This is a genomic window from Lentisphaera marina (genome assembly GCF_028745505.1).
GTDB lineage: Bacteria > Verrucomicrobiota > Lentisphaeria > Lentisphaerales > Lentisphaeraceae > Lentisphaera > Lentisphaera marina.
This window is the reverse complement of sequence record NZ_JAQZZL010000001.1, coordinates 1,227,852-1,243,893: the sequence shown is the minus strand read 5'-3', so window position 1 is coordinate 1,243,893 and position 16,042 is coordinate 1,227,852. Positions and strand designations below refer to the sequence as shown.

Genomic DNA, 16,042 nt, shown 5'->3' with positions numbered 1-16,042 from the left:
TGTCCGACTTAGTACATACTAAAAAATAAATCATAATGGACATCTTATGCGAATAAATAAGCATACGGAGGTCCCAAATGAATAACATTCGCCCCCGCACCGTTACTCTTCTCAACAATATCATGAAGCTCTGGATAAATGAGGGCGTCATCCGAGAAGACGAAGCTAAAGAAATCACCGCCAACCTCAAACACCTGGCAAAAACCGGGAAGCTACTTCCCGTCATTGACGCGCGGCTGATAGATCAAAAGGAAGCCGCTGCCATGCTCGGTATCAGCCACCCTTCATTTAAAAACATGGAGCGCGACGGCAAATTCCCCTGGTTACACCGCGTTATGGTGGGCGGAACTTCCATCAGGTACCAATCCTGGAAGATTTATGAGTGGATAGTCTCACAAGAAGATCATTAGCAAGACAGTTAACCGCCTTTGATATGGAGTGGCTGGTAATGCGGGAGATCATAACGAAATTGCAAACCATCAGCTCCGCGACCAATAATAAAATATTGCCCTGTATTGGGGCACAGCTCAACAGCGCTTTTGCTAGTTACTGGCTTATAATTCGGTAAGTAAAATGGCTGTACTATGTCATTGCCCCCCAGTACTGCTACAAAATATTGATTTTTCTCAGGATCCCGTATAGCGAGTCTATTCTTGAGTTGAGCTACATGTTTTTTGAGTAACGACTCTTTGATTTTCAGTTTGAGAGCGATTTCCCGTCCAGTCAGGGGAACTACTTGATTCTTGTACTGATAAATCGAATTCAGCTTCTCCAAAATTGGGCTTTTCTGCCCCTGCAAGTACCACTGCACGGAGTCCTGATTTACCGACAGTTCTAGCGAAAAATTTTCCCGCGTACCTTTGGGCATCCTGAAGCATTTTACGATCCGGACCGGAATTATGGATTTACTCGCTTCTTTCATTTTACTAACCCCCAGCAGGATTTCGCTATCGAAACGAACTCTACTTTTTAGAGTTTTCAGGGAGAATTCAGGCTTATCTTTCTCAGTTGAGTAAGCTTGAGTTATTTTTTGATTGGGTGATTGATGGAGCTCATATATTGTGTCATCAGGCTTTGTAGATATGGTTATAATCAAAGCGATATTGTTAGTTTTCAGAAAATTAACGAAATAGTTGAATTGAAGACATGGTTCCTTTGGATCTCCTAGGGCTAGCAGAACCAACGTTGAGTCTAAAATAAGTACACGTGGAGCGGCCAGGTTATCGTTGCCCAGGCTGAACGTTTCCTTGGTTTTGCGGTAAAGCCAAACCAGTTCAGTTTCGCTCGTGTTTAAAATTTCATTCGAAGAAGCCCAGCTCAGTCGATTTGGGACGGGAGCAGTGATTTTAGTTCCAAGAGACTCGCCAAGAAAATCAAAACGCTTTTGCATAGCATCTACACTAAGCATGCCGCTGACATAAAATACATCGGCACGTAGCCGAGAATCCCACCCGTCAATAAATTGACATCCTTTGAACAAGGCCATTGCCAGGCTCATAGAGAACCAGGTCTTTCCGCAATCTTTAGGACCGGAAATCAATGTGCAGGTCCTCTCGTTCAGCACCGGTGTGAGTAGTTGCCTTTGATTGCCACGATCCTCATAGAAGTGCCGTATAGGACCTGGGGAGGCGACAGCTGTTTTTTCTTCCGCTTCACCGAAAAATTTTACAAAGTCACCCTTTTCGAAAACTCGCGGCTCCACCGGGGCCTGCGGGTGGCGGTTGTAGAAATTCTCCTCTCCCTTAAGCCAGAGTACGTACTTTACATTTTCGACACCTTTGCTTTCTAAAGTCTGACTGTAGCTGATAGCTCGCTGGATTGCGGTTTTTTCACTCATACCAGAATGTGCCATGACTAGATAGTAAATCTGACGATTTTTCAGAGGAGATAGGTCAACTGAATCCAATTGCATAGTGTCATTATTTCCATTGTCGTACCAAGAGCACCAGGAAAAATGTAGGTTCGCATTGCGGGTAAGTTCAAAGTTGCGTCGGTAAGCCATTTCAATGGAGTCGGTTAAAATAACGGCTCTAGAATTTAATGGCAACTCTTGCTGTCCATATAGCCCAATGTGGTTGAGTAGGCGTGGAGAATAATTGATGCCTTCCATGAACACAGGGAGAATAAGCTTTTTATTGTTGTGAAGCATGACAAAAACTTTAATCTGACTCGAATCGAAGTTTACAAAATCATCAACCCACGGCTCCAGGGCGATGGCGTTTTTAGTGAAACGGGCACCTGAGATTCTTACTTGTGAATCACTGAATTGATCGTTTTTTAAAAGCTGTCTAAAAGTAGTATTCCTAGTTTGGCAATAATGGTAGACTTGGCTAAAAAAGTTAGCCACCAACAATCTCCATTCAACACTGTTTCTAGAAATACCGACATCAGATGCCCCGGTTCTGTTTATCAGAAGCTGTGTGTCTTTGGGTACCGGAGGGAGATTCATCTTGCTTAGCTTAAAAAGCTCTTTTTCTTTTTTATAGTCTCTATCAATATTAATCAATGAAAAATTATAGTTAGTATAAAAAAGATAATCGCACAAGTAGTAATCAATATCGTTCACAGGAACTCCAGACTGTTAAGAGGTTCCCTAACAATAGTACGGCAGCATAAAGGCGGCAATAGTTATAAATAAAATTAGTTATAAAAATTAATTTATAACTTTTTATATATCTATGTATTATTCATTTAAATTATTTTTTTAGTAATAAAAAAACAATATATAATTGATTTTAAATATTATTTAAATTAAGTTAAATATATAAATAATTGATTTTAAATAAAATATAAATAAGGTGTTAATATGAATACGAGTAAAGATATTCAGGAGTCTGAAGTTGATGAAGTTGGATTTGAAGAAGGTAAATTCCCTTTGCTAAGCGAGGAAGAAGAGGCACAAAAATTCAAGAGTGTAAAACTTACGAGTGCAAATACGAGAGATCTAAAAAGCTGCTCATTTAAGCTTTCAAAAGCATCATACGATCGCTATAAAAAACTCATTGATACACTAGATGTGAGCTTCAATAAATTCTGCGTTGACGCTGTGCGCTATTACGCTTCTGCACGGCTTGATCACATAATTGCTGAACAAGAAAAAGAATATCCAGAGGCTGGCGCAGAGCGCTTACTGAAGCAATTGGAAGGAATGAAATTAATTAAGGATAATGAGGAAACGAATGAAGCTCTATTAATGCTCAAAGAGCAACTCCGGACGAAGAAGAAACCCTGATTCTGGGTAAGTAATCCCTAATGAAAATTCAAATATCATCAGACCTTCACCTTAAGCCTTGCTCCTTTGAAATCCCCGACACAGATGCCGATGCCATCGTGCTCGCAGGTGATATCCATAAGTCGACTCGGGCTATCGACTGGATTCGTAAACAAACGGAAAGGCCCGTGATCTATGTGGCAGGCAATCACGAGTTCTATGGTAACATTTTCCCTGATCTTATGATGATTTGAAGAAATCCTGTATACAAACCAATATCTATTTTTTTAAAAATGACAGTGTGAACATCGGCGGCGTCCGGTTTTTAGGCTGTAGCCTATGGGCTGTTTTTAACCTTTTCGGTACTCAGTACTACCCATGTTCCGAGCGTCACAAGCTATGAATGAATATTATAAAATTCAGGTAAATGATGAACATCTACGGCACCTTGTACCACAGGGCACACTGAATACGTTTCGGGAGTCCTATGCCTAACTCGAAAAGGAACTCTCAAAAGCCTCAACTCTAACGGTTGTTATTACACATCAGTCTCCCAGTCACAAATCGACTCCTCTTGAATATGTGAATAGTGATGTTGCTCCGGCATTCGCATCAAATATGAAAGAGTTTATTCGTCGACACAAACCTCAACTGTGGATTCACGGGCATATTCACAATAATTCTGATTACCTCATCGGCGATGACACGGATCATCTGTAACCCTCGCGGCTATTGCCAGCTGAACGAAACCCAACTTTGATCCAAGCTTAGAGATTGATTCTGATCTTGCCAATCAGTTAATCGGGGATAAGTTAAAGCTTGGTATTTCATTGGTAGCAGAGGCTCAATAACAGGCTTATTTGAGGATTTGATGGCGTTAGACCGGAACTAAGATCATTACCATATAATTAGCAGGATTTCAAAATTTGATCAATGACTTTTGGATATTTTGCCAATTTAATTAAACATGAAGAAGGTCGAGGGAGCCAAGAGCCTAAAAAATACTTGCCAAATCATTGCCATTTTTTACCTAAACTACCACTTTCTTACCGTTTTTGGCACTACGTTTTTTATACTGAAGGAAGGATAAATACGGTAGCTCTGAGCATAAAAAAACTATGAATAATCTAAATTCATGCTCAATCATCTCCCTTGAACACTCACTTATGCTCCACTTTTTTATTCCCTTACAGATATATAGTCCTTTATTTACGTTGTAAATGAAGTCAAACTCCATACATTATGCAGACTTATCATAACTAAACGGAGTTCCCCATGGCCACTAATGACATCTGCTGTTCAATCGTCCCTTACTTTAAAGTTCAAGATGGTAAAATGGATGAGTTTAAAACTATCTGCGAAGAATTTGTAGCACGAACAAGTTCTGAAAATGATTGCCTCTACTATGGCTTTGTCTTCAATGGGGATATTGCCCATTGCAGAGAAGCGTACACTAACGCCCAAGGCGTCCTAGCTCATATCGAAAACGTTGGCGATATAATTGAAAAAGCTCTCACTATCTCTGAATTAGTTCAATTCGAAATCCACGGCCCTAAAGCTGAAGTCGACCAGCTGAAAGAACCTTTAAAAGATTTAGATATTAAATATTTTGAACTCGAATATGGATTCAGAAAATAATTAGCCTTTTAGCATGAGGCTTTCCATTTGACGGAAAGCCACATTGCGCTGCCACTTCACTTCCTGCCCTTCTTGCGCAAAGCGCAAATTTGGAAAGGCCTGCAATAATTTTTTAATTGAAATTGCCCCTTCCATCCGAGCTAAATAAGCACCCGTACATAAATGCTTACCAAAACCAAAGGCAAGATGTTTATTGGGGCTTCGATCAATTTTAAATTCATCGGGATTTTTAAATACTTTTGGATCTCTATTCGCAGCATTGACAAAGGGCACCAATTTCTGTCCTTGTTTAATTTCTACCCCCCCTAAAACGTAATCACTTGTTGCTACTCTCGCTATGTTTTGCACTGGGGACTCATAGCGCAGAACCTCTTCCACTGCACTTTCAATTAAAGAGAAGTCATTGATCAAACTCTCCTTCTCTTTGGGGTGATTTAATAAAGTATAAATCCCATTCACAATCAATTGTGTAGTCGTTTCATGTCCAGCAACAAGCATAAGAGTCAAAGTTGAAATTATTTCATTCTCACTCAAGCCACTATCCACTAGGCTTTTGGCAAGAGTTCCTTCAATTAAGTCTTCTGGTTTTGATAGAATCCCTTTCAGAAAATTCGTAATCTCCATAACAGCAACTAAGCATTTTTTTGCACATTCGGGATCCGGGTTACTCGCTAAATTAAAGACTTTACTAATGTCACCTGAAACTCCTTTGAACCACTCGACCTTATCTTCTGGCACACCCAAAATAGAAGCAATCAAAATTGCCGGCAAGGGATAAGCGAAATCCTCGACAAGATCGAAACTGTCTTTTTTCTGCATCTCAGCAATAAGCCCATCACAAATCTCTTCAATACGCTGACGCATACCCTCACTAAAAGAGGCGGTGAAAGTTTTATTCAACACCGTCCGTATGCGCTTATGAGCGTCACCATCGAGCATAATTGCCCAATAGCGCATATTCTCAAGCATTGGCGACATAGCCTCTTGTTGCGCTGAACTCAAACGATTGAATAGTAAATTGAGTTTATCCGAAGAGAATAGGTTCGATATAGCCACTTCTTTCACTAAATCATAGGAAGTAATTACCCACCCATCAAAAGCATCACTCCAGTGAACAGGTTCACTCTCTCTTAATCTTGCAAAATGCGGATAAGGATTATCAAAAAAGCCATCTTCCCATGGCGAAAAACTCTTAAGCTTCATAAATCATCTAGTTACTTTTCTTTAAAAAACAGGTCTTTAAAACAATCTTCGTACCATTGACTCGCCCCTCAATATGCTCGGGATTCGAACATAGATGGATGTTCTTGACTGCAGTGCCACGCTTAGCCGTAAAGCCAGCTCCGCGCACTTCAAGATCTTTAATAATATGTACGGAATCACCTTCAAATAAAGGGTCATTGTTACTGTCGAAGTGACTTGCTTTCTTTTGCGTTCCATCGTTCTCAGCCCAGTCAAGTATTCCTTCATCTAAATAGAGTTGATCTTTTAAATCCTGAGCCCAGGCTTCAGCTTTTAAATGTCCAAGCAAACGCCAAACCAAAACTTGAACGGCGGGTTCTTCTGTCCAAGCAGTTTCGTTTAAGCAATGCCAATAATTTACATTTATACTCTCTGGCTTTTCAATCTGTGTTTTGCAAGTTTCACAAATCATCACACATTTCGTAAAGTCTGGTTCATCTACTGGAGGAACTTCAAAGATTTCTAAACTAGTGCTTTCGGCACACAACTCACATTGGGATTTACAGCGACGCGCCAAGTCTTTACCAAACTTACTGATAGCTGCCTTACGAGCTTCAAACTCATCTTTTCCTTTAGCCATGAAAGACTCTCCTTAAATAATTAATAATTGACACTACGCAAAAATTAATTTTAAACAAGAAGCAAATACAAGTATTTGAACCATGACACGAAATTTATCTTCGGGAATTAAATTAACTAAACGCACGCCTAAAAAACTCCCCAATAGTATTGCAGGCACTAACTTAGCGTTGAGGATTAGAGTTTCTTGATTAATTGAATTCGCTCCCACTACCATCAAAGGGATTTTTACATAATTAATGATCAGGAAAAACCAAGCTTTAGTCCCAATAAATGTTTTCTTGGGTAGCTTCATCATCAATAAATAAATTGCCATTATTGGCCCCGCAGCATTGGCCAACATACTCGTAAACCCCGCTGCGATCCCTGCAATCCCCGCCGAAGTCTTCCCTTTAGGAATTTCCTTATGATTCCTTCGCCATAGGCCAAAGGCCTGTACCAAAAGGACAATAATCCCCATAGTTGGCTTCATACTCGTTTTAATAAAATCACCCATCATACTACCTTCTTGACGACCAAAATAATAAATCATTGTCGCAGACAACAATCCAACCGCCACCCAAGGCATCAATCGCCAAATCTGCTTCCAATCGGCATGATTTCGATAATAAAAAACTGCTACTAAATCAGCTACACATAAAACAGGCAATAATAGGCCAGCTGATTTTTCCGCAGGAAAAACCATGGCAAATATTGGCACCGCCAATATGCCGATCCCCGTAATCCCCGTCTTGGCAAAACCTACAATCAAAGCACTTACATAAAGCAACACCCAGTCTGAACTGCTTAGACTCTCAATAAAAGACATAAAACTCCATTTTTAATCCCCATAATGACCTAACTCACATTTTTGTCAAAGAGACTTAAGAGCAGATTTATCAACAAAATCTTTAAAAAAAATAAAACTACATCTCTGTATATAATCCTGTAGAAACGAAGTCAAAAAAAAGAGAATGCTGTTAAAATTTTAACACGAAAAAATATTAAAAAACTATTTACTTCTCAGTTTTTTATGTATTTTCGTAATTTTAACGCAAGATTAATTGGTTGAAATTTTAACATAGAGAATAGGTAGAAACAGTGGAGTAGGTATTATGAAAACAAAAAGCAACATGACATTATTAGAACTATTAGTCGCACTTGCGATTATCGGGATATTAGCAAGCCTAATCTTCCCAACTCTTAAAGGAGCTAGAGAATCAGCAATTAAGGCTGATTGCGTTAATAACCTCCAACAAATTAGTTTGGCTTATGTCATGTACGAAGATGACTGGGGTGTATACCCAGACGACGGCTTCATGCTAGATAATTTTTCTCCTATATATGGTTACATAAACTCTCTTGAAGTTTTTGATTGCAAAGGATCTGATGATTATATTGTGAATAATCAATCTCACCTTAATGGCGCTACTGATTACCTTCGTAATGGGGTTTACAATGTAAGCGATGAACAAGCTGGAATTAATTGGGAACTCAAAGAAGAAGATCCGCTTTGGACTGATAAATTTGCCATTGCTTTCCTAGGGTACTACAACAAGCAATTCATTGATAAACTAAATGACTTCGTTTTTAAAGCTGTAGAAAATAATCCCTATAATATCATTGAAGAAGACGCTTTACTTATTGCGAGTTTAGGTGAAGGCGTTTACGACAGAGACATTAATAACCATCGTAAAATTAATTTTATAGCACTTGATGGCACATACGCTGAACTCAGCACTGCAGAGAATCTATGGCAGATAGATGGAAACGGCAATGCTTCTGCAGGAAATAATGGTCACGGAAACAATGAAGATGGTGTCGATTCATCCAACCCTGGACAAGGTAAAGGTGGCCCTAACGGAGCTGAGGATTCCGATCCAAGTGTCGATGATGAAATTGGCTCTGGATCAGATTCAAGCGACAAGCCTGGTCGAGGAAACGGACGAAATTAATAAAATCCACAGTCATCCCATAAGAAATGATAAATTGGACTAACTGAAAGTAAGTCTGGCTTCATTGAGTACTTTAAATTACCACAAATAAAGGAACTACAATGAAGCCAAACAAAAGTAATCTATCAACCTTAAAACAGATCTGCCAATTAATCCCACCTCACATAGTTAATAAACTTGCTAAGAAGCATGGAATAAAGACTCGTAAATTCAGTTCGTGGAGTCACGTCGTAAGTTTATTGTATACTCAGCTCTCTCATGCTCTAAGTTTAAATGATGTATGTGATGGTTTGCATTATCACTCCAGTTCATTATTTCAGATTAGAGGTGCGACAGCACCAAAAAGAAACACTTTCTCAAATGCCAATCGAACACGAAATGCAGCAATGGCGGAAGATTTGTTTTGGGAAGTTTTAAAGTCACTGCAGTCTCAACTTCCTAGCTTTGGTTTAGATAAACAGAATTCAAACTTTCCACAACGTTTCAAAAGAGCCGTATATGCGGTTGATTCTACGACAATTCAATTAGTAGCTCATTGTTTGAATTGGGCCAAACATCGTCGCCGCAAAGCTGCGGCTAAATGTCATATGCAATTAAACCTTCAAACTTTTTTACCTTCCTATGCAATTGTTAAAGAAGCTAATACTCATGATTCAACAGAAGCCAAGGAGATGTGTGCTACCATTAAAGATGGTGAAATCGTTGTCTTCGATAAAGCTTATGTTGATTTCAAGCACCTTTTTCACCTTGATGCCCGAGGAGTCAATTGGGTGACTCGTTCTAAAGACAATATGACTTATGATATAATTGAGGAACGGCCCTCTAAAGGGGATATCATTTCAGATCAACTCATTAAACTGAATGGGGTGAATACCGAAAAACATTACCCCAAAGTCCTCCGATTAGTTACCACTAATGTTGAGGTTGATGGAAAAATGAAGACCCTGAAATTTCTAAGTAATAATTTACAGTGGGCACCAAGCTCTATCGCTTCTATTTATCAATCGCGATGGGGTATTGAAGTTTTCTTTAAACAACTAAAACAAAACTTGAAGCTAGCTGACTTCTTAGGTCATAATAAAAATGCAATTCAATGGCAAGTTTGGACGGCTCTACTTACGTATGTTTTACTAAGGTTTTTAGCTTTTAGATCTCAGTGGCCACATTCCTTTTCAAGAATTACGACTCTAATCCGAGGTGTTTTGTGGAGCTATTTCGATTTATCATCTCTTTTGAAAACTTGTGGGACAGCCAGTGATCCTCCAAAGATCAAAGCAGTTCCAGATCAAGCGTATTTACCTAACTTTGATAAAGCATTCTATGGGACAGCATGTGTTTAATTAAGCTCAGTTTTAGTAAAAACCGTTAAACCCCCTCTTTAGAAAAGAGAAGTTTCTAAGCTCAAAGGTTAAGCGGATAAGGCTATTTTAAAGATTTATGGGATGATTGTGAATAAAATCTACTAATACCTATTTTATATGCTGCTTGTTACTCACAAGTAGCATTTTTTTATCTTTCCCTCAGCCACATGAGTTTATTTGAATAACAAAACAATGCTTACGATACTCAGATCAAATCACCAAATCCACCCTTCCTGTGGAGTCCCCAAATTTTTGTACAGGAGCACCAAATTGATCTGAAATAGTGAGGAATAGATTTGAAAGGGGTGTTTCTTGGGCGAAAACTTTACTTCCTCCACTCTTCAATCCACCTGCACTAGAACCTGCTAAAATTAATGGCAAATCATGATGGTCATGGCGATTACCATCTCGTATACAAGATCCAAAGAGCACCATGGAGTTATCGAGTAAATTTCTTTCTCCCTCTTGCACACTTTTCAAACGATCTAAAAAATACGCAAAATGCTCCGCATGATAACGATCAATTTTTTTCAACTGTTCAATTTTATGTGATTTATTTTGGTGATGTGACAAAGCATGATGTCCCTCTTCCATGCCAAGCGATTTATGCCTTAGGTTGGAACCACCTCGACCAAGCATCAAACTCATCACTCTTGTCTTGTTAGTCTGCAGCGCAAGGGTCATTACATCATAGAATAGTTTTACTTTACGTGGGTAATCCAAACGTTGATTTCTTGAAAAATCGGGGAGTTCAATATCTTGATCAAGTTCGGTATGTGAGGCCACATTCAAGCTTTTCTCTAAATCTCTTAGAGAATCTTGGTATTCTTCAATTTTTACACGGTCATTTTTTGATATAACTCGCATCAGATCTTTACTTTCACTTCGAACCAAATCCAAGACAGAGCTTTGTCGTGCCTGAAGTATGGCTTTATTTCTTTGAGAAACATGCGCTTCTGGATCTCCAAACAATCTTTCAAAAGCATCCCTAACGCGGCTTTCGCGCGCTAGAGGTAAATGAGCATTAGCCCAAGAAATATTATTTACGTAAGCACAACTGTATCCGGAATCACATTGCCCTGCCACCCCACCTGCTTCCATCGAGTACTCTAAAGAATCAAAATCACACTGACCTCGAACTTTTGATGCCAAAACCTGATCAAAAGACACACCTGCTTGAATATTTTTACCTGAGGTTTTATAAATCTGTCGTGCTGTCAAAAAAGTTCCACTACTACGTGCATGGTCACCTGCGCCATCACCATTAGCTCGAGCTTTTTCATGACCTAAATTACCGAGCATTAAAATGTCTTTCTTATGATTTTTTAAACTCTCTAAACTTCTAGGAAAAACATAGTCCTTTGCAGTCTCATTGACTTTCCAATCAGGACACCACACTCCATTAGGCAAAAAAATAAATATAGCTCGCGGCTTCACTTCGAAACTTGCTTTTTGAGCAAAGCTTTCCAATATTGGCAAGCCTAATAATACTCCTGTAGACTTAAGCACCCGACGGCGACTAAAACGATCAAAAGCACTCACTCTTTAGCCCTCCGTACTGAAACAATTACATTTAACGATCATGATTTATACCTAAAAGTTTTGGAAACAACTATTTCTAAAATAATATCTTCTAAGCGACAACTCAAGCCCTTAGTTTTTTCATGGATTTCGTAGAGAGTCCTAAAATCGCCTTGTTCCAAACCACGCCCAAGTGCATAAATCATGAGTTTTTCGATAAAAGTCTGCTGAAAGGTACTTTCGTTTTCTAAGAGATAGTCCTGGACATCCTGAAAGCCCCTTAAGCTTGAACCATCAGGAAGATCCCCTCCCAAACTGATCGCTTCTCCCTTATCATATTTATCTCGCCATTCACCTATGGCATTATAATGCTCAAAGCTCAAACCAATCGGGTCCATCCTCAAATGACACACGGCACAATCGGGATCCTCTCGATGTCGAGCTAATTGCTCTGAGACGGTCAAATCCGCATGATGCTCCTGAGTCTCTTCCAATGCCGGCACACCTGGTGGCGGGGGCGGAGGGGTAAAACCTAAAATTTCCTCAAGGATCCATTTACCTCGTTTAACGGGACTTGTTCGCGATGCCTCTGACGTTACAGTTAACACAGATGCAGTCGTCAAAACACTATTGCGACCTGCTATTGCTGGAATGCTATGCATAGCCCACTCAAATTCACCTTTAATGCCATAGTGTCCGGCTAACTTCTCATTAACAAACAACTTATCTCCACGTATGAAAAAATTGATCGGTAAATTATTTGATAAGACATAAGTAAAGTATTCATAGACTTCTCGCCTCATTGAATCTTGTAAGGCTCCGTTCCAATTTTTAAACTTGCGATTACTCACGTCGACATAATCTAAATTACGCACGTGTAACCATTGGCCAGAAAAGTTTTTCACAAATTGTTTTGAACGATAGGACTTTAACATCCGACGAACTTCACTTTTTAGAATCTCAGTTTTATTGAGCTCACCTTTGCTGGCTAAATAAAACAAACCTTTATCCGGCATACTTGACCATAAGAAATATGATAAACGCGATGCCAATTCATAATCATTTAGAACCTGCTCCTCCACGTGAGGCTTTTTTTCAATACGAAATAAAAACTTTGGTGATATCAAAATTGCTAAAAAGCAGGTTTTAACAGCACTAAGGTGATCATTACCCGCATGACGAAGTTCTTGATATGTTTTAGTAAGCTTAAGTAACTCACCTTCCGTTGCTGGTCGCCTGTAAGCGCGCTCCAAAAAACTTTTGATAGTTTTTTCATAGGACTCACCATTTGGGACTAAGCGTAAATGACTTTTTGGTAAAGGCGGGAGCTTTTCGGGTCCACTGATACTCAGACCATGGAAATGAAAATTTCGATCACCTTTAATTACCTGATAATAATCATTAATAAAACTGATTTTTATTTCATTCTCTCCTGTGATCAAATCCATTTCTATGGTGTAAATCTGTGAATGTGGTGATTCCGCTTCTATTTCTAGAATTTTCTGATTTTTCCCATTGATGTCTAAACTCACCTTTACCTTTTCTTCGCCTGCTTGATCCCCCGCGGCTTCCATTTGAAGTATATATTTACCAGGATGTACACAGTTGATTTTGACACTTAAGCTAGCATTGGCCCAAAGGTGGTGAATACCCTGTATAACCCGTCCTCTATCTTTGGGGGCGCGATCCATACTCTCGGCATCAAAATTCCATTTATATTGTTTGGGAACGTAATCTAAAATTGCGTCGTCTAAAACTTGCTGAGCACATTTTAAATACTTCTCCATGGCTAATGAACTTACGCTTAATAAGTCAGCTATATTATCGAAGCCATAGCCAGAATTATCACTTAATAAATTAAAACTTGGTCGCTTGTCTAAATATAAGAGGTTCTGTAAAGTATTGAGATATTCGTATTTATTTAAACGGCGAGTTTGCGGTGTTTCAAGATAATACGGGCTTGAGATATACGTCTTATTTAAACTCTCCTCTAACCATAAAAGCATTTTCTCTCGGTCTTCTAAACTAATTGCTTTACTATCCTTAGGTGGCATCTCGTGACTTCTTAAATAAGCCAAGGCTCTTTTCCATTTTTGCGGAGACCGCAACAGATGATCATTTCTTGGCATTAAAGACTGTAAATCTAAGCCCCCTTTCTCTTTGCCAGGTTTATGGCATCGACAACACTTTGATTCAATCAGTTCAGGATTGGCACTGAGTACAAAAGGCAAAAAAATAAACAAACTGATTAAAGAGCGCATTAACTTACTCCTTTTGAATATTCTTGTAGAAAGCCACTTAAATTTCCATAGGTCCCTAAGCACCTTAAAATTAATTTTTCTGGTAATTCGACCATGTCGGGAATGTGAATGGTTCGCATCCCTGCCTTCAAAGCAGCCTCAACTCCAAAGCGCGAATCTTCAAACGCTAAACAGTGAGTAGCTTTCACTTGTAAAACCTCTGCAGCTTTTAAATAGATATCCGGAGCGGGCTTACTTCGCTCTATCTGATCTCCTCCAACGACATTTGAAAAGTAGTGAAGTAAATTGGCTTTTTCTAATTTTTTCAGCGCCGTTTCATGATCCGTTGATGTTGCCACCGCCATAGGCAGATTAACACTCTTAAAGTAAGTCAACAAATCTACAACTCCCTCTTTAAGGGGAGCTGCCTGTTCAACAGTTCTCATGAAATAGCGTTCTTTCCACGTTTTCACGAATAGGTCAAGGCCAATTTCATCCCCTAACTTTTGCTTAATTCGCAAACGCACTTCTTTACTATTCAAGCCAATTAAATCGATAAATTCCTCGCGGGTCATTGTTTCACCATGGTCATCAAAAGTCTTCAATAAAACATCACAACAAATCCTTTCTGTATCCAGGAGAAGACCATCCATATCAAAAATCACTGCACGAATATTTTTCATTTAATCCTTGCTTCTTGTTTCTTGCTCTTAAGCACGACGGCAACTAACATTTAAAACATCCAGTTTATAAGGTTATTTTTCACAAAAAAGATATTTTCTGTCAAAAAAAATAAATAGTCGCTATGGATTAATACAACTAGAATATACCTTAACTAAGAGGCACACCATGCATAAAAAGAATTTTACACTGATAGAACTCCTTGTTGTGATCGCCATTATTGGCATCCTAGCATCCTTTCTTTTGCCTGCACTCAGTAAAGCTAGAAAAACTTCTCAGCAAGCGGTTTGTAAATCATAGCAAAAGCAAATAAGCGCGGCAATATTCATGTATAATGACGATAACGAAGGCGAAATGCCTTCCTCCTCTCATGTCGATCAAACAAGCCGACTCGGCTGGAAAATGCATATTGCACCCTACTTAAATACCGAAGGCAATGGAACGCTTGGTGGTTCTGCTCCTTTCCGTTGCCCCAACTCCGAACTAAACACAGGATTCATCAATCAAGAAGCTGGCACAGCTTACAACATAAATTTAGGTGATGACCGCTTTAATAATTACCCCGCTATTAATATTAATGAGATCCCCTCACCTGTGGAAACCGGAGTTGTCGCCGATTCCATTGATGGCAATGATTGGGCGGCGGCCTCTCGCCTCCTTCCCTCTGAAAATGGCGTTGGCTACCGCCATAATAATGGCTTAAATATACTCTGGGCTGACGGCCACGTACAATGGTTCACCTCTCTTGCCATCCAAGCTGGTCGTAACGGTGATCCAGATTGGTATTACGAAGTCATTAAACCTTAAGGTTAAATATTTTTAAAAAGCCCTGTCAAACATCATGCTCCCACTACGATTCCTCTTGTAATCAAGTATTACATTAAGGTAAAGAAACATGAAAACAAAACAATTCTCTCTTATTGAACTTTTGGTAGTTATTGCAATTATCGGCATCCTCGCATCACTAATTTTACCTGCGCTCGGTAAAGCAAGAAAAAAATCTCAACAAGCCGTCTGTAACTCACAACACAAACAAATTAGTACTGCCATCTTTATGTATACTGAGGATAATGATGACTATTTTCCTACAGTTGATCATCCGACTTCAAGCACATGGAAAGGTTGGCAACTTTATATTGCAGAATACCTAAAAATAGATTCTTCAGATAGGAATAATTTTGCCAATACAGTTTTCTACTGCCCAAGTCAAGAAAATATTAGTGGCACAATTTTCCAAGCCACAGGTACTGCTTACAATCGTTATTTTGGATCAGATCGCTTTTATTCAAATAACGCTGTCTTTAACACTTTAAAACAGATCAGTTCCATCGAAGACGCGACTGAAACCGTGAGCACCCTAGACTCTTTGGATGACACTGATTTCAACACAGCTTCAAACACTAAAGATAGTGATGTTGGCTATCGCCACAATGGCGGTGTTAATGTAGCATGGGTAGATGGCCACGTTTCATGGAAATCTACAGAATTTATGTCTGCAGGAAAAAATGGATCCAACCATTATTACTACCTTATAGATAAGCCGTAAACCACCCATTCATGTGGACTATGACCACTTAATTTGAACATGAAATTTTATTTTTTAAAAGAAAAAAATCAATCACTGTCAAATAGAAT

16 protein-coding genes are annotated in these 16,042 nt (G+C 39.1%); 9 read left to right on the top strand and 7 right to left on the bottom strand.

All coding sequences use genetic code 11. From position 1 onward, the window contains the following. Positions 1-77: 77 nt before the first annotated feature. On the top strand, positions 78-410 hold the full coding sequence (locus PQO01_RS05195; protein ID WP_274312972.1) for a helix-turn-helix transcriptional regulator: 333 nt from the start codon (positions 78-80) through the stop codon (positions 408-410). An 8-nt stretch (positions 411-418) separates the two neighbouring features. Here the strand turns inward: PQO01_RS05195 and PQO01_RS05190 are convergent, their stop codons facing one another. Next, complete coding sequence (locus PQO01_RS05190; RefSeq protein ID WP_274312971.1) at positions 419-2,566, bottom strand: AAA family ATPase; 2,148 nt, start codon at positions 2,564-2,566, stop codon at positions 419-421. A 240-nt stretch (positions 2,567-2,806) separates the two neighbouring features. On the opposite strand from PQO01_RS05190, the gene PQO01_RS05185 reads away from it, so the two are divergent. The 3 genes from PQO01_RS05185 (at position 2,807) to PQO01_RS05175 (ending at position 4,849) form a co-directional block, all read left to right on the top strand. Next, the gene (locus PQO01_RS05185) at positions 2,807-3,232 is read left to right on the top strand and encodes a hypothetical protein (RefSeq protein ID WP_274312970.1); all 426 of its coding nucleotides are present in this window, start codon (positions 2,807-2,809) and stop codon (positions 3,230-3,232) included. A gap of 20 nt (positions 3,233-3,252) precedes the next feature. After that, positions 3,253-3,465: a metallophosphoesterase gene (locus PQO01_RS05180; RefSeq protein ID WP_274312969.1), complete on the top strand. Its 213-nt coding sequence runs from the start codon at positions 3,253-3,255 to the stop codon at positions 3,463-3,465. Positions 3,466-4,486: 1,021 nt separating this feature from the next. Continuing rightward, entirely contained in the window at positions 4,487-4,849 is a 363-nt protein-coding gene (locus PQO01_RS05175) for a putative quinol monooxygenase (RefSeq protein WP_274312968.1), read from the top strand. On the opposite strand, the gene PQO01_RS05170 is transcribed toward PQO01_RS05175, so the two are convergent. The 3 genes from PQO01_RS05170 to PQO01_RS05160 are packed head-to-tail and all read right to left on the bottom strand — an operon-like array spanning position 4,850 to position 7,478. Then, the gene (locus PQO01_RS05170) at positions 4,850-6,052 is read right to left on the bottom strand and encodes a cytochrome P450 (protein ID WP_274312967.1); all 1,203 of its coding nucleotides are present in this window, start codon (positions 6,050-6,052) and stop codon (positions 4,850-4,852) included. It abuts the gene before it with no gap. A gap of 7 nt (positions 6,053-6,059) precedes the next feature. Beyond that, the gene (locus PQO01_RS05165) at positions 6,060-6,671 is read right to left on the bottom strand and encodes a PhnA domain-containing protein (protein WP_274312966.1); all 612 of its coding nucleotides are present in this window, start codon (positions 6,669-6,671) and stop codon (positions 6,060-6,062) included. Between the two features lie 33 nt (positions 6,672-6,704). Beyond that, on the bottom strand, positions 6,705-7,478 hold the full coding sequence (locus PQO01_RS05160; RefSeq protein ID WP_274312965.1) for a sulfite exporter TauE/SafE family protein: 774 nt from the start codon (positions 7,476-7,478) through the stop codon (positions 6,705-6,707). 286 nt (positions 7,479-7,764) lie between these two features. Between PQO01_RS05160 and PQO01_RS05155 the strand changes: the two genes are divergently transcribed. Both PQO01_RS05155 and PQO01_RS05150 read left to right on the top strand, forming a co-directional pair. Then, positions 7,765-8,604, top strand: a complete 840-nt coding sequence (locus PQO01_RS05155; protein ID WP_274312964.1) for a type II secretion system protein — start codon at positions 7,765-7,767, stop codon at positions 8,602-8,604. A 101-nt stretch (positions 8,605-8,705) separates the two neighbouring features. Further along, positions 8,706-9,944 (top strand): IS4 family transposase, encoded by a 1,239-nt coding sequence (locus PQO01_RS05150; protein ID WP_274312963.1) that lies wholly within the window; start codon positions 8,706-8,708, stop codon positions 9,942-9,944. A 231-nt stretch (positions 9,945-10,175) separates the two neighbouring features. On the opposite strand, the gene PQO01_RS05145 is transcribed toward PQO01_RS05150, so the two are convergent. The 3 genes from PQO01_RS05145 to PQO01_RS05135 are packed head-to-tail and all read right to left on the bottom strand — an operon-like array spanning position 10,176 to position 14,409. Further along, positions 10,176-11,507, bottom strand: a complete 1,332-nt coding sequence (locus PQO01_RS05145; protein ID WP_274312962.1) for a DUF1552 domain-containing protein — start codon at positions 11,505-11,507, stop codon at positions 10,176-10,178. A 38-nt stretch (positions 11,508-11,545) separates the two neighbouring features. Further along, positions 11,546-13,747: a DUF1592 domain-containing protein gene (locus tag PQO01_RS05140; protein ID WP_274312961.1), complete on the bottom strand. Its 2,202-nt coding sequence runs from the start codon at positions 13,745-13,747 to the stop codon at positions 11,546-11,548. Continuing rightward, positions 13,747-14,409: an HAD family hydrolase gene (locus tag PQO01_RS05135; RefSeq protein ID WP_274312960.1), complete on the bottom strand. Its 663-nt coding sequence runs from the start codon at positions 14,407-14,409 to the stop codon at positions 13,747-13,749. The genes PQO01_RS05140 and PQO01_RS05135 overlap by 1 nt, the downstream gene beginning before the upstream one ends. Positions 14,410-14,575: 166 nt before the next feature. Here PQO01_RS05135 and PQO01_RS05130 point away from each other — a divergent pair, with 166 nt between their 5' ends. From PQO01_RS05130 to PQO01_RS05120, 3 genes are all read left to right on the top strand, one after another. Further along, complete coding sequence (locus PQO01_RS05130) at positions 14,576-14,707, top strand: type II secretion system protein (RefSeq protein ID WP_274312959.1); 132 nt, start codon at positions 14,576-14,578, stop codon at positions 14,705-14,707. 27 nt (positions 14,708-14,734) lie between these two features. Continuing rightward, entirely contained in the window at positions 14,735-15,214 is a 480-nt protein-coding gene (locus tag PQO01_RS05125) for an H-X9-DG-CTERM domain-containing protein (protein WP_274312958.1), read from the top strand. Between the two features lie 88 nt (positions 15,215-15,302). Continuing rightward, entirely contained in the window at positions 15,303-15,953 is a 651-nt protein-coding gene (locus tag PQO01_RS05120; RefSeq protein WP_274312957.1) for a prepilin-type N-terminal cleavage/methylation domain-containing protein, read from the top strand. Positions 15,954-16,042 lie beyond the last annotated feature (89 nt).

Coding starts and splice junctions, on each gene's coding strand:
- PQO01_RS05195 (WP_274312972.1), top strand. CDS start 78: ATGAATAACATTCGCCCCCGCACCGTTACTCTTCTCAACAATATCATG.
- PQO01_RS05185 (WP_274312970.1), top strand. CDS start 2,807: ATGAATACGAGTAAAGATATTCAGGAGTCTGAAGTTGATGAAGTTGGA.
- PQO01_RS05180 (WP_274312969.1), top strand. CDS start 3,253: ATGAAAATTCAAATATCATCAGACCTTCACCTTAAGCCTTGCTCCTTT.
- PQO01_RS05175 (WP_274312968.1), top strand. CDS start 4,487: ATGGCCACTAATGACATCTGCTGTTCAATCGTCCCTTACTTTAAAGTT.
- PQO01_RS05170 (WP_274312967.1), bottom strand. CDS start 6,052: ATGAAGCTTAAGAGTTTTTCGCCATGGGAAGATGGCTTTTTTGATAAT.
- PQO01_RS05165 (WP_274312966.1), bottom strand. CDS start 6,671: ATGGCTAAAGGAAAAGATGAGTTTGAAGCTCGTAAGGCAGCTATCAGT.
- PQO01_RS05160 (WP_274312965.1), bottom strand. CDS start 7,478: ATGTCTTTTATTGAGAGTCTAAGCAGTTCAGACTGGGTGTTGCTTTAT.
- PQO01_RS05155 (WP_274312964.1), top strand. CDS start 7,765: ATGAAAACAAAAAGCAACATGACATTATTAGAACTATTAGTCGCACTT.
- PQO01_RS05150 (WP_274312963.1), top strand. CDS start 8,706: ATGAAGCCAAACAAAAGTAATCTATCAACCTTAAAACAGATCTGCCAA.
- PQO01_RS05140 (WP_274312961.1), bottom strand. CDS start 13,747: ATGCGCTCTTTAATCAGTTTGTTTATTTTTTTGCCTTTTGTACTCAGT.
- PQO01_RS05135 (WP_274312960.1), bottom strand. CDS start 14,409: ATGAAAAATATTCGTGCAGTGATTTTTGATATGGATGGTCTTCTCCTG.
- PQO01_RS05130 (WP_274312959.1), top strand. CDS start 14,576: ATGCATAAAAAGAATTTTACACTGATAGAACTCCTTGTTGTGATCGCC.
- PQO01_RS05125 (WP_274312958.1), top strand. CDS start 14,735: ATGTATAATGACGATAACGAAGGCGAAATGCCTTCCTCCTCTCATGTC.
- PQO01_RS05120 (WP_274312957.1), top strand. CDS start 15,303: ATGAAAACAAAACAATTCTCTCTTATTGAACTTTTGGTAGTTATTGCA.